This window comes from Saccharopolyspora gregorii (assembly GCF_024734405.1).
In the GTDB taxonomy this organism is placed as follows: Bacteria; Actinomycetota; Actinomycetes; order Mycobacteriales; family Pseudonocardiaceae; genus Saccharopolyspora_C; species Saccharopolyspora_C gregorii.
This window is the reverse complement of record NZ_CP059556.1, coordinates 1490576-1503449: the sequence shown is the minus strand read 5'-3', so window position 1 is coordinate 1503449 and position 12874 is coordinate 1490576. Positions and strand designations below refer to the sequence as shown.

The following is a 12874-nucleotide window of genomic DNA, read 5'->3' as shown; positions in this document are numbered from 1 at the left end:
CGCTCAGCCCGCCGGGGTCAGCACCAGCACCGGCCGCGCGGTCCGCCCCTGGTCCTGCACCAGCGCGACCGCCCGGCCGTCCGGGCCGAACACGCCGCAGGTGCCCGCGACGCCGGTCGCCGGGATGGTCTGGCCGTGCATGAGAGCGCGGACGGTGACGGCGTCGGTGTCGTACCGGGCGAAGGCGGTGGCGATCGCGCGGTCCAGGTCCATCGACAGGCCCGGCTCGGCCTCCAGCTGCTCCAGGGTGCGGGCCGTTGCCAGGCCGAACGGGCCGACGCGGGTGCGGCGCAGCTCGCCGAGGTGGCCGCCGACGCCCAGCCGGGCACCGAGGTCCCGGGCCAGCGCGCGCACGTAGGTGCCCGAAGAGCACTCCACGAGCACGTCCAGCTCGACGAACCCGTCCTCGTCCGGCTCACCGGTGGCTTCGGCCGGTTCGCGCAGCGCCAGCAGGTCGAACCGGGAGACGGTGACCGGTCGCGCGGCCAGTTCCACGTCCTTGCCCTCGCGGGCCAGCTCGTAGGCGCGCTTGCCGTTGACCTTCACCGCGCTCACCGAGCTCGGCACCTGCTGGATGTCCCCGGTGAGCTCGGCGATGCCGTCCCGGACGGCCTGCTCGGTCACCCCGGACGGGTCGGTCCGCGACCGCACCTCGCCCTCGGCGTCGTCGGTGCTGGTCGCCGCGCCCAGCCGGATCGTCGCCAGGTACGCCTTGGTGTCCAGCGCCAGGTGCCCGAGCAGCTTTGTGGCCCGTTCCAGGCCGAGCACCAGCACCCCGGTGGCCATCGGGTCGAGGGTGCCCGCGTGACCGACCTTGCGGGTGCCCATGATGCGGCGGACGCGGGACACCACGTCGTGCGAGGTCATGCCGGAGGGCTTGTCCACCACGAGCAGGCCGGGCGGGACGGCGGGACGGTTGCGTGCTGTTCGGGAGTGCTCGGACACGGCTGGCAATCCTCCCCGACCGCGTCCGCGCGTCGCGCAGCGACCCCGCCCAGGCGGCGACGCCGGCTCAGGCCGGGGCGGCCCCGACGACCGCCCACTTCCCCGACCTGGCCCGCAGCAGCAGCGTGATCAGCCGCAGCACCATGAACAGGCTCAGCCCGGTCCAGATCCCGGCGAGCCCCCAGCCGAAGGCCAGCGACAACCAGATCAGCGGCAGGTAGCCGACGGCGGCGCTGAGCATCGTCGCGGTGCGCAAGTAGCGCGCGTCGCCCGCGCCGAGGAACACCCCGTCCAGCGCGAACACCACCCCGGCGACGGGCTGCTGGAGCACGAAGAACCACCACGCGTTCGGCAGCTGCGCGAGCACCGCCGCATCGCTGGTGAACACCCGCGGCAGCACCGCGGCGAGCGCCGCGAACACCAGGCCGAGCAGCACCCCGAACCCGAGCCCGTACCAGCTGACCTGCCGCGCCACGCCCTTCGCGCGCTGCGCCGCACCACCGCCGAGGGCCGCGCCGACCAGCGACTGCGCGGCGATCGCCAGCGAGTCCAGCACCAGCGCCAGGAACGACCACAGCTGCCACACCACCTGGTGCGCGGCGGCCGCGTCCGCGCCGGTGCGGGCGGCGACCGAGGTCGCCGACAGGAAGCACGCCTGGAAGGCGAGGGTGCGCAGCACCAGGTCCCGCCCCATGCCCAGCTGGGCGCGCATCGTCGCCGGATCGGGGCGCATCCCGGCCCGCTCCACCACCAGCGCGCGCAGGAACAGCGCCGCCGCGATGCTCTGACCGATCAGGTTCGCGACCGCCGACCCCTCCAGCCCCCACCCGAGCGGGTACACGAACAGCGGGCACAGCACCGCCGAGGTCCCGTTTCCCGCCAGCACGAACCACAGCGGGCGCCGGGTGTCCTGCACCCCGCGCATCCAGCCGTTGCCCGCCATCGTGATCAGCACCAGCGGCGCGCCGAGCAGCGCGATCCGCAACCAGCTCGCCGCCGCGTCCGCGATGGGGCCTTCCCCGGCGAGCAGCTCGGCGACCGGCACCGCGAACAGCTGCGCCAGCACCAGCAGCAGCACGCCGACGGCGATGCCGAGCCAGGTGGCCTGCACGCCTTCGGCGACGGCGTCCTTGCGGCGACCGGCGCCGTGCAGCCGGGCCGTGCGGGCGGTGGTGCCGTACGACAGGAACGTGAGCTGGCTGGACACCAGGGTGAACAAGGTGCCGCCGAGCGCGAGCCCGGCCAGCGGCACCGCCCCGAGGTGGCCGATGACGGCGGTGTCCACCAGCACGTACAGCGGCTCGGCGGCCAGCACGCCCAGCGCGGGCACGGCCAATCCGAGCACCGTCCGCACCGGCACCCGTTCGGCGACCTCGCTCACGACATCCTCCCGGTAAGCTGTGAAACCGCATTTCGACCCTGACGCAGGCTAGCCGTGAGGAGCCCGGATGGACAGCGCCGACTACGCGGAGCTGGCGCTGCGGCTCGCGAACGCCGACCTCACCGACCTGGACCGGCTGCGCGCGGCGCTGCACGACGAGCCGTGGTGGTCCGAGCGGGTGCACGAACAGGACCTGGCGGTGCTGCGCACGGTGGCGACCGGCCTGCGGGACGCGCTGGACGCGCTGCTGGCCGGAGCCGCGGCGCGGGCGCAGGACGCCGTGAACGACCTGCTGGCGCGGCACCCACCGCACCCCCGGCTGTCCGGGCACGGTTCGCGCTGGCACGTGCACGTGGCCGGGCCCGACGCGCCACCCGCCACCGAGGTCGCGGCCGCGGCCGCCTGGGGCCTGGCGCAAGGCGTCGTGCTGCACGGGACGGACCGGTGGGGCCGGTGCGAGGCCGCGGGCTGCGGCACGTACTTCCTGGACACGTCCACGAACCGGGCGAAGCGGTTCTGCTCGGCGCGCTGCGCGAACCGCGTGCACGTGGCCGCGTTCCGCGCCCGCCGGCGCACCTGACCTCCGGTCAGCCGAGCAGCGGGGCTTGCTCCAGCGCCGCGCGGACCGAGTCGAGCACGTCGTCGGCCGACCCGTCGGCGGTGAACCCGGCCGCCAGCCGGTGACCACCACCGCCGCAGAGGCTCGCGGCCGCGCCGACGTCGACCTTGCTGTCCGCGCGCAACGACACCGACCAGCGGTCCGCGGCCAGTTCCTTCAGCACCACCGACACCTCGGCCTCCGCCGTGGTGCGCACGATGTCGATCACGCCGTCGAGTTCTTCGCTGCGCACGTCGCCGGACTGCGCGAGCCGCACCTCCGCGTGCACCAGCCCCAGCCCCTGCGCCGCCGCGGGCTCCAGCGCGGCCCGGCCCAGCACCTCCGACAGCATCGGCAGCCAGGCGAACGGGTGGGTGTCCATCAGCGAGCGGGTCAGGGCATCCGGATCGACCCCGGCCTCCAGCAGCCGCGCCGCCATCAGGTGCGTGGCCGCCGTGGCCCGCCGGAACCGGCCGCTGTCGGTGACCAGCCCCGCGTACAGGCAGCGCGCGATCGGCAGGTCCAGCGGGGCGCCGAGCTCGTCGAGCAACCTCAGCACCAGCACGACCGTCGCCACGGCCGTCTCGTCGATCACGTGGTGCGTGCCGAACCGCGGGTTCGCCACGTGGTGGTCGACGACGAGCACCGAGCCGCCCGCGTCGATCGTGGTCCGGACCCGGTCGGCGAGCGCCCCCAACCGCTGCAGGCTGCCCGCGTCGCACACCACCAGCAGCGGTGCCGCCGCGGGCACCTCGGCGGCGGGGACGACCAGTCCGTCGGCGTCGAGGATCCGCAGCGACGCGGGCACCTCGGCCGGGTGGCCGAACGACACCCGGACCCGCGCTCCCCGGGCACGCAACGCCCGGCCCAGCGCCAGCGCGCTGCCCAGCGCGTCGGCGTCCGGGTTGACGTGCGCGAGCAGCGTCACGTCGGAGGCGTCGGCGAGCAGCCGCGCGGCTGCCGCCACCTCATCCGGCGTCGGCTCCGCAGCGGTTCCGGAATGCCCGTCCACAGGGTTCACCTCCACGCCGAACGGCACCGCACGACCGCGGTGCCGCCTTCAACGCACCGCATCCGCGCGGGCGGTTCAACCACTCTGTGGCCGATGCCGCAGATCGGCATCCTCGCCGGTCGACGGCTCGTCACCTGCGGTTTCCTCGTCGTCATCCGCGGTGTCCTCCGGTGCCGCACGGTAAGGATCCGCCTCCCCCGCGTGCTCCGCTCCCGAAGCCAGCCGGGCGACCTCCGCGTCGGCCTCCTTGGCCCGCGCGACCAGCTCGTCCATCCGGCGGGCGTCGTCCGGCACGGTGTCCGCGACGAACGTGAGCGTCGGGGTGAACCGCACGCCCGTCTGCGCCCCCACCCGGGACCGCAGCACACCGGTGGCGCTGGACAGGGCGGCGGCGGTCGACGCGTAGTCGCTCTCGTCGCCGAACACGGTGTAGTACACCGTGGCGTCCCGCAGGTCCGGGGTGACGCGGGCGTCGGTGATCGTCACCATCGCCAGCCGCGGGTCCTTGACCTCGTACTCCAGTCCCGAGGCCACGATCTGCGCGATGCGCTTCGCGAGCCTGCGGGCGCGCGCCGTATCGGCCACGGCGCACCTCCTCCGTCGATCCTGCGCCCGGTGGTCCGGGCGTGAACAGTGTCCGCGCCACCGGCGGTCGAGCCGCCGCGGCGGGGCTCCCGGGCTGCCGGCCGCGGGGCGGTGCGGGCGACCGGGCAGGTCCCTCGTGGGGAGAACCCGCCAGGGCCCGTCAGTCTTCCGGCCCCAGCATCCGCTGCCGGGCCGACAGGAGTTCCAGTTCGGGGCGCGCGGCGACGGCGCGTTCGCACGCGTCCAGCACCTCGCGCACGTGCGAGGCGTCGCCGGAGACCGCGCTCACCCCGATCAGCGCCCGGCGGTGCAGGTCCTGATCGCCCGCTTCCGCCGCGGCCACGTCGAAGCGCTTCCGCAGCTCGGCCACGACGGGCCGCACCACGGCGCGCTTCTGCTTCAACGAGTGGACGTCGCCGAGCAGCACGTCCAGCTCCAGCGCACCGACGTACATCAGCTCGCTCCTCGGATCACCACGCACCAGCACGACCGCCGGGGGCCGCCCACGAAGGACGACCCCCGGCGGTAGCGGATCAGTTGCGCGGCTTCTCCCGCATCTCGTAGGTCTCGATCATGTCGTCGACCTTGATGTCGGAGTAGGAGCCGAGCGTCAGACCGCACTCGAACCCGTCGCGGACCTCGGTGGCGTCGTCCTTGAACCGCTTCAGCGAGTTGAGGCTGAGGTTCTCGGCGACGACCACGCTGTCGCGCAGCAGCCGGGCCTTGGCGTTCCGACGCATGATGCCCTCGGTGACCATGCAACCGGCGATCGTGCCGACCTTCGAGGACTTGAAGACCTCGCGGACCTGCGCCTTGCCGAGTTCGACCTCTTCGTACTCGGGCTTGAGCATGCCCTTGAGCGCCTGCTCGATCTCCTCGATCGCGCGGTAGATCACCGAGTAGTACCGGATCTCCACGCCCTCGCGGTTGGCGACCTCGGCCGCCTTGCCCTCGGCCCGGACGTTGAAGCCCAGGACGATGGTGTTCTCCGCGGTGGCCAGGTTGATGTCGGACTCGTTGATGCCACCGACGCCGCGGTGGATGACCCGGAGCTCGACCTCCTCGCCCACCTCGATCTTCATGAGCGACTCTTCCAGCGCCTCGACGGTACCGGAGTTGTCACCCTTGATGATCAGGTTGAGCTGGTTGGTCTCCTTGAGCACCTTGTCCAGGTCTTCCAGGCTGACGCGCTTGCGCTTGGCGGCGTTCTGCGCCTCCCGGATGCGAGCACCCCGGCGGTCGGCGATCTGCCGCGCCACCCGGTCCTCGTCGACGACCAGGAACGTGTCACCGGCACCGGGCACCGAGGTGAACCCGATGACCTGCACCGGACGCGCCGGCATCGCCACCGCGACGTCCTCGTCGTGCTCGTTGATCATCCGGCGGACCCGGCCGTGCGCGTTGCCCGCGACGATCGAGTCACCCACGCGCAGCGAACCGCGCTGGACCAGCACCGTGGCCACCGGACCGCGACCGCGGTCCAGGTGCGCCTCGATCGCCACGCCCTGGGCCTCCATGTCGGGGTTGGCCCGCAGGTCGAGCGAAGCGTCCGCGGTCAGCAGGATCGCCTCGAGCAGACCGTCGATGTTGGTCCCCTGCTTGGCGGAGATCTCGACGAACATGGTGTCGCCGCCGTACTCCTCGGCCACCAGGTTGTACTCGGTGAGCTGCTGGCGGATCTTGTCCGGGTTCGCACCCTCGACATCGATCTTGTTGACCGCCACCACGATCGGCACACCCGCGGCCTGCGAGTGGTTGATCGCTTCCACCGTCTGCGGCATGACGCCGTCGTCGGCGGCGACCACCAGCACGGCGATGTCCGTGGACTTCGCACCACGAGCACGCATGGCGGTGAACGCCTCGTGACCCGGGGTGTCGATGAAGGTGATCGGGCGCTCGTTGCCCTCCAGCTCGGTCACGACCTGGTAGGCACCGATGTGCTGGGTGATGCCACCGGCCTCGCCGGCCTGCACGTTCGCCTTCCGGATCGTGTCCAGCAGGCGCGTCTTGCCGTGGTCGACGTGACCCATGACGGTGACCACCGGCGGCCGGGCGGCCAGCTGCTCCTCGCTGCTGTCCGGGTCGCCGAAGCTGATGTCGAACGACTCCAGCAGCTCGCGGTCCTCGTCCTCCGGGCTGACCATCTCGACCCGGTAGTTCATCTCCTGGCCGAGCAGCTCCAGGATCTCGTCCGAGACGGACTGGGTCGCGGTGACCATCTCACCGAGGTGGAACATCGCCTGCACCAGCGAAGCCGGGTTGGCGTTGATCTTCTCGGCGAAGTCGGTCAGCGAAGCACCGCGGCGCAGGCGCAGCGTCTCGCCGCTGCCGCGCGGCAGCCGGACACCGCCCACCGACGGCGCCTGCATGTTGTCCATGTACTCCTGGCGCTTCTGCCGCTTGGACTTGCGGCCACGACGCGCCGGACCACCGGGACGGCCGAAGGCACCGGCCGCGCCACCGCGACCGCCACCACCGGGACGGCCACCGCCGCCCGGACGGCCGCGGAAGCCACCACCGGCGGGAGGCCCACCGGCCGGAGCACCGCCGCCGCCACCGGGGCCGCCGCGGAAACCGCCGCCACCGCCACCGGGACGGCCACCGCCGCCACCGGGACGACCGCCACCGGCACCACCGGGACGACCGCCACCGCGGCCACCGCCGGGTCCACCGGGACCGCCGGAGCGGGCCGGGCGGGACGGCATCATGCCGGGGTTCGGACGCGGGGGCATCATGCCCGGGTTCGGACGGTTGCCGCCGCCCTCACCGCCGCCGCGCGGGGCGGGGGAACCGGCCGCCGGAGCCGTACCGGCGCCGCCCTGACCACCGCGGTCGGGGCGCTGCCCCTGCGGACCGCCGCGGCCGGGGCCGCCCTGGCCGCCGCCCTGGCGCTGCTGACCGCCACCGGCACCGCCGGGACGCGGCGGACGCTGCGCCGGGGAGCCGGAGCCGACGCCGAACGGGTTGTTGCCGACGCGCGGCGAGCGCGGGCCGGGCTTGGGCTTGGCGCCCTGCGGCTTCGGCGGGACGGTGCCGTCACCGGCGTCGCCGCCCTGCTTGGATTCCTGCTTCGGACCGGGCCGGGGGCCGGGCTTCGGGGCACCGGGACGCGGCGCGGCGGCACGCTGCTCGCCGCCCTGCTGCGGGGCCGGGGCCTCGGCCGGACCGGCGGACGCCTGCGCGGCGGGAGCCTGCTCGAACGGAGCGGTCTCCGGGGCCGGCGGCTTCGGACCGGGCTTCGGGCCCGGCTTCGGACCGGGCTTGGGCGCGCCTGCGGGGGCCGGCTGGCCAGCGGACTGCTGACCGCCGCCCTGCTGGTCACCGGACTGCGGGGCGGGTGCCTGCGGCCGCGGACCGGGCTTCGGACCGGGCTTGGGCGCGCCGTCACCGGACTGGCCTTCGGGCTTGCGCGGCGGCGCGGGCTTCGCCCCGCCGGAGCGACCGCCGGGCTTGCCTGCCTTGGGGTACGCGTCGCGAAGTCGGCGCGCCACCGGGGCTTCCACGGTGGACGACGCGGACTTGACGTACTCGCCCTGCTCGGCGAGCTTGTTGAGAACTTCCTTGCTAGTCACACCGAGCTCTTTCGCGAGCTCGTGCACGCGGGCCTTGCCTGCCACTGCACTCCTCATCTGGTGAGGCCGGGCGGCAGTCCCGCTCGACCTCGTCCTATCGCCGATGCGCGTTCATGTCTTCAGCTTCACGGCTGATTCATGACGGGTCGACCTGCTTCCTTACTGCTTCCGCGCGGGCGGTTCCCGCGTCGGTCTGGTGATGAGCCGCTCGCCGCGAGCTCCCCGGATTCCGGAGTGGAGCCCAGGTGTCCCTGCACGGCGGAGAGGTCCAGCGGCCCCGGCACGCGAAGTGCGCGGGGGAACGCCCGACGTCGCTCGGCGAGCCGCAGGCAACGGGGATCGGGGTGCAACCACGCGCCCCGACCCGGTTTCCTGCTTCGAGGATCGGGGACGACCGCGGGACCCGCGGAACCGTCCTCGGCCACCACTCGCAGCAGCTCGGCGGCCGACGTCCGGACGCGACATCCCACACAGGTGCGAACCGGTCCTCGATCACGGCGTTCGCCGTGCGTACCGGACGTTGTCGTGCGGATTCTCGCTCCCCTCGCGTCGAGCCACCAATGATTCTAACCCGCCGCCGCCAGTGCTCGTATCCGAGTCCGCCACCGAGGTGGCGGCGGACCCGGTGCCGGGCGTCGGCGGGCCGGTCAGATCACTCCGCGGAACCGACCGCGGGCAGTTCGTCGACCCCGGGCGCGCCACCGGCAGGCGGCGCGACGGCCTGGCCCGCCGAGGTGGTCGGCGAGGCCGGGTCGGCATCGCTGCGGATGTCGATCCGCCATCCGGTGAGCCGGGCGGCGAGGCGGGCGTTCTGCCCCTCCTTGCCGATGGCCAGCGACAGCTGGAAGTCGGGGACGACGACGCGGGCGGTCTTGGTCCGCTCGTCGACGACCTCCACCGAGATCACCTTGGCCGGGGACAGCGCGTTGCCGACGAACGTCGCCGGGTCCTCCGAGAAGTCGATGATGTCGATCTTCTCGCCGCCCAGTTCGCTCATCACGTTGCGCACCCGCGCGCCCATCGGGCCGATGCAGGCGCCCTTGGCGTTGACGCCGCCGACCGCGGAGCGCACCGCGATCTTCGAGCGGTGGCCGGCCTCGCGGGCGACCGCGGGGATCTCGACGGTGCCGTCGGCGATCTCCGGGACCTCCAGCGCGAACAGCCTGCGCACCAGGTTGGGGTGGGTGCGGGACAGGGTGATCTGCGGGCCGCGGGCGCTGCGGGAGACGCCGACGACGTAGCACTTGACGCGCGTGCCGTGCTCGTAGCGCTCGCCCGGCACCTGCTCGGCGGCGGGGATGACGCCCTCGCTGTCCCCGACCTGCACGACGACCATGCCGCGCGAGTTGGCCTTGGCGTCGCGCTGCACGACGCCGCCGAGGATCTCGCCCTCCTTGGTGGAGAACTCGCCGAAGGTGCGCTCGTGCTCGGCGTCGCGCAGCCGCTGCAGGATGACCTGGCGCGCGGTGGTCGCCGCGATCCGCCCGAAGCCCTCGGGCGTGTCGTCCCACTCCTCCTCGACCTCGCCCTCGGCGTCGAGGGTGTGCGCGAGCACCCGCACCACGCCGGTCTTGCGGTCCACTTCCACCCGGGCGTGCTGCTGGTGCCCCTCGGTGTGCCGGTATGCCGTCAGCAGCGCTGATTCGATCGCTTCCAGGACCGTCTCGAACGGGATGTCCTTGTCGCGTTCGATCGCTCGCAGCGCGGCGATGTCGACGTTCACCTCGACTCCTCCGTGTCTTCCCGGTCGTCGCCTTCCGGGCCGTCGGCCGCCCGCTTGAGCAGGACGAGGTCCTGCGCCGGTGGCTGCTGGAATTCCACCTCGACCACCGCGCGCTCGATGTCGCGGTAGGCCAGCGTGCGGATCTGCTGGTCGGCCAGCACCTGCACGCCTTCGTCGTCGGCGGCTCCGACGCGCGCGGTCAGGTCGCCGCCGCCGGAGAGCTTGATCTTGACCAGCCGGTGCCGGGCGCGGCGCCAGTGCCGGGGCCTGGTCAGCGGTCGGTCGGTGCCGGGCGAGGTCACCTCCAAGGTGTACGCCCCGGCGAGCACGTGCTCGTGCGCGTCCAGCACTTGCGAGACGGCTCGGCTCAGCTCGGAGATCTCGTCGAGACCCACCCCGTCGTCGGAGTCCACGACGACCTTCACCAGGCGGCGTCTGCCCGCCTGCTGCACGTCGAGCTCCTCGAGGTCGAAACCGGCTTGGGACACGGCGTCGGCGACGACGGGCTCCAGCAGCGCGACGGCCTCATCGCGCGGCGGGCTGGACACGTTGGCACTCCTAGATTCGGGGATGATCGGGTCACTTCGGAGGTGATCGGGCCGGGCGGTCCGGCGACGCCCGGTTCGGGCGGCGCCGCCTTCGGCCGGACTCGCGAAACCCACGTCCGGCGCTGGGCGCGCGGGCCGCGGTCGTCCAGCTTATCTGGTCGGTTCCAGGCACGGCGCGGCATGGCCTCCGTCCGGCCCAGCGCGGCGGCCGGGGGCCTGCCTGGCAGGATGGATCAGCGTGCGAGCCCCCCTCCCCTCCCGTCACTCGAACGGGTCTGCGCGTATCGGACGTCGCGCGGTGTTGCGGCTGCTGGCGGCCTTGCCCGCGGTGGCCGCGGTGAGCGCCGCGTGCGCGAGCGGCGAGGACGCGCCGGACCCGCTGACGGCCCTCGCGACCGCCGCCCGCTCCGATGCGGCGCTGGCGCAGGGCGTCGCGCGCAGCCACCCCTCGCTGGGGGCGGGCGCCGGCGCGGTGGCGGAGATCCGCGCCGAGCACGCGCGGCTGCTGCAGCAGGAGATCGACCGCCTCGATCCGCCCGACGAGCCCCGCGAGCACCGGGCTCCCGCCGCGCAGGTGCCCGCCTCGGCGCCCGAGGCGCAGGCCGCGCTGAAGCAGGCGCTGGCCACGGCGGAGCAGGCCGCCGCGAAGCTGTGCCCGAGCCTGCCCGGCTACCGGGCGGGACTGACCGGATCGATCTCGGCGAGCTGCGCGAGCCTGGCGGAGGTGCTGGCGTGAGCGGAGAACTGCCGGACGAGGCCAAGACCGCCGTGAACGCGGCGCTGGACGCGGAGAACGCCGCGGTGTGGACCTACGAGCTGGTGACCGCGTTCGTGACCCGCTCGCAGGTGCAAGCGGCCGTCGCCGAGGCCACCGGGGTCCACGAGGGGCACCGGGACGAGGTGCAGCGCCTGATCAGCGCCACCGGAGCCACTCCCCCGGCGGCCGCGCCCGCCTACTCGCTGCCGGACCGGGTCACCGACGAGGGCTCGGCCATCCGCGCGCTCGTCGTCGCCGAGCGGGAGTGCGCGATCGGCTGGCGCGCGGTGCTGGAGAACACCGCGCCGGGCGAGGTCGACCCCGCGGTGCGGCGGCTGGCGCTCACCGCCCTGACCACGGCCGCCACCCGCGCCACCCGCTGGCGCATCACGATCGGCCAGGACCCGGCGGCGGAAGCCCAGCCCGGCAAGCCCTGACCGGCGCCCCGCTGGCCCGGGAGCCGCTGACCGGCGGTGCGCACGCGGGTCCTCGGGGTTCCTGCGGCGGAGGTACCGCTGGGGTTCCGCCGTCCGCGCGGCAGGAGGTTCAGCCGCTGTCCTGCGGCCAGCCGAGGCGCACGGCGTCCTTGGTGACGTCGGTGAGCCGCTGGTCCTCGTAGTTGTCGGGCTGCCCGAAGTACCCGGACTCACCGACGACGACGAGCCGGTCCTGCTGCTCGGAGTGGTAGCCGACGTCGCTGGTGAGCCCCGGGAAGTCGTCGGGCAGGTCCGGGCCCGAGGAGACCAGGTCCATCACGTTGCCGGTGTCGTCCTGGGTGACGAGCTCGTTGAGCTGCGCGGCGCTCGCCGAGTCGGCCAGCCGCACGGTGACCACGGAGGTGAGCACGCGCTGCCCGTCCGGCAGCGTGGTGGTGTAGAGCGCCCGGGTGAGGTGCTCGCAGCCGTGCTCGCCGAAGAACGCCTTGATCTGGCCGGTGGAGACGTTGGCGCAGCCCTGGCGCCCCTCTTCGCGCACTTCCAGGTTGAACCGGTTCTGCGTCTGCGGGACGGGCGCAGGCGGGTCGGCCGCCTGGTCGTCACCGGAGGAGGGCTTGATCAGCAGCCAGAGCAGCCCGGAGACGACGGCCACGCCGAACAGCACGAGCCCGCGCAGCACCCAGCCGGAGGGGGTGATGGAGGTGCCCGCGAGCAGGCCGCCGCCCGCGCGCTCCGCCGGTTCGGGACGGACGGGTGCCTGCCTGCTGGTGGAGGGGTAGGCGCGCCGGTTGATGTCGCCGTGCTGCTGGGCCGCTCCGTTCGGCTGCCCGCCTGGTTGCTGCGCCGGGGCCTGCTGGGCGGGTTGCTGCGGGGCCGAGTGCTGCTGCGGGGATTGCTGCTGCACCGGTGTCTGCTGGGCCGGGTTCTGCTGGCCGTAGCCCTGCTGCGGGTACTGCTGCTGGCCGGGGTGCTGCGCGGCGTACTGGCCGCCCCAGCCCTGGTAGTGCTGCGGGTAGGCCTGCTGGTGCGCGGTCTGCGCCGCGTGGTTCTGGCCCTGGTGCTGCTGCGGCTGGCCGTAGCCGGGCGTGCCGGGTCCGGGCTGCGGCGCGTGCGGCTGCTGGGCCGACAGCTGCTGGGCCGGCGGCTGCTGGAACGCGGGGCGGGTCGTCTCGCCGGGTCCGCCCAGGGTGTCCGGGCTGAAGTCGGTGGGACTGGCGCTGCGGTGCTCGTGGTTCACCAGGGAGTTGTCGCGCTGGAGTGGCGCAGTGTCAGCTCGCTGCGCGTTCTGCGGCGAGCCTGTCATCTCTTCGGGTGCA

General features: G+C 73.8%; 13 protein-coding genes. 3 read left to right on the top strand and 10 right to left on the bottom strand.

All coding sequences use genetic code 11. The annotated features are described in order from the left end of the window. Positions 1–3 precede the first annotated feature (3 nt). Both truB and H1226_RS06600 read right to left on the bottom strand, forming a co-directional pair. The gene (gene truB / locus H1226_RS06605; RefSeq protein ID WP_258347879.1) at positions 4–945 is read right to left on the bottom strand and encodes a tRNA pseudouridine(55) synthase TruB; all 942 of its coding nucleotides are present in this window, start codon (positions 943–945) and stop codon (positions 4–6) included. A gap of 67 nt (positions 946–1012) precedes the next feature. After that, positions 1013–2326: an MATE family efflux transporter gene (locus H1226_RS06600; RefSeq protein WP_224960177.1), complete on the bottom strand. Its 1314-nt coding sequence runs from the start codon at positions 2324–2326 to the stop codon at positions 1013–1015. A 67-nt stretch (positions 2327–2393) separates the two neighbouring features. Here H1226_RS06600 and H1226_RS06595 point away from each other — a divergent pair, with 67 nt between their 5' ends. Next, positions 2394–2906 (top strand): CGNR zinc finger domain-containing protein, encoded by a 513-nt coding sequence (locus H1226_RS06595; protein WP_258347878.1) that lies wholly within the window; start codon positions 2394–2396, stop codon positions 2904–2906. A gap of 7 nt (positions 2907–2913) precedes the next feature. Here the strand turns inward: H1226_RS06595 and H1226_RS06590 are convergent, their stop codons facing one another. The 7 genes from H1226_RS06590 to rimP form a co-directional block, all read right to left on the bottom strand. Continuing rightward, the gene (locus H1226_RS06590) at positions 2914–3891 is read right to left on the bottom strand and encodes a DHH family phosphoesterase (RefSeq protein ID WP_258347877.1); all 978 of its coding nucleotides are present in this window, start codon (positions 3889–3891) and stop codon (positions 2914–2916) included. Positions 3892–4011: 120 nt separating this feature from the next. Then, positions 4012–4521 (bottom strand): 30S ribosome-binding factor RbfA, encoded by a 510-nt coding sequence (gene rbfA / locus H1226_RS06585; protein WP_224960179.1) that lies wholly within the window; start codon positions 4519–4521, stop codon positions 4012–4014. Between the two features lie 160 nt (positions 4522–4681). After that, complete coding sequence (locus tag H1226_RS06580) at positions 4682–4975, bottom strand: DUF503 domain-containing protein (RefSeq protein ID WP_224960180.1); 294 nt, start codon at positions 4973–4975, stop codon at positions 4682–4684. A 79-nt stretch (positions 4976–5054) separates the two neighbouring features. Then, positions 5055–8138, bottom strand: a complete 3084-nt coding sequence (gene infB, locus H1226_RS06575) for a translation initiation factor IF-2 (protein WP_258347875.1) — start codon at positions 8136–8138, stop codon at positions 5055–5057. Between the two features lie 80 nt (positions 8139–8218). After that, on the bottom strand, positions 8219–8518 hold the full coding sequence (locus tag H1226_RS06570; protein ID WP_258349358.1) for a YlxR family protein: 300 nt from the start codon (positions 8516–8518) through the stop codon (positions 8219–8221). 227 nt (positions 8519–8745) lie between these two features. After that, positions 8746–9816 carry a transcription termination factor NusA gene (gene nusA, locus H1226_RS06565; RefSeq protein ID WP_224960183.1) on the bottom strand — a complete coding sequence of 357 codons (1071 nt, stop codon included), beginning with the start codon at positions 9814–9816 and terminating at the stop codon, positions 8746–8748. Beyond that, complete coding sequence (rimP, locus tag H1226_RS06560; RefSeq protein WP_224960184.1) at positions 9813–10364, bottom strand: ribosome maturation factor RimP; 552 nt, start codon at positions 10362–10364, stop codon at positions 9813–9815. The genes nusA and rimP overlap by 4 nt, the downstream gene beginning before the upstream one ends. Positions 10365–10662: 298 nt before the next feature. On the opposite strand from rimP, the gene H1226_RS06555 reads away from it, so the two are divergent. Both H1226_RS06555 and H1226_RS06550 read left to right on the top strand, forming a co-directional pair. Then, complete coding sequence (locus H1226_RS06555; protein WP_258347873.1) at positions 10663–11100, top strand: hypothetical protein; 438 nt, start codon at positions 10663–10665, stop codon at positions 11098–11100. Next, positions 11097–11558 carry a ferritin-like domain-containing protein gene (locus tag H1226_RS06550; RefSeq protein ID WP_258347872.1) on the top strand — a complete coding sequence of 154 codons (462 nt, stop codon included), beginning with the start codon at positions 11097–11099 and terminating at the stop codon, positions 11556–11558. Before H1226_RS06555 ends, H1226_RS06550 begins: the two co-directional genes overlap by 4 nt. A gap of 109 nt (positions 11559–11667) precedes the next feature. On the opposite strand, the gene H1226_RS06545 is transcribed toward H1226_RS06550, so the two are convergent. Continuing rightward, positions 11668–12795: a hypothetical protein gene (locus H1226_RS06545; protein WP_258347871.1), complete on the bottom strand. Its 1128-nt coding sequence runs from the start codon at positions 12793–12795 to the stop codon at positions 11668–11670. Positions 12796–12874: the final 79 nt, after the last annotated feature.

Coding starts and splice junctions, on each gene's coding strand:
- H1226_RS06580 (WP_224960180.1), bottom strand. CDS start 4,975: ATGTACGTCGGTGCGCTGGAGCTGGACGTGCTGCTCGGCGACGTCCAC.
- H1226_RS06595 (WP_258347878.1), top strand. CDS start 2,394: ATGGACAGCGCCGACTACGCGGAGCTGGCGCTGCGGCTCGCGAACGCC.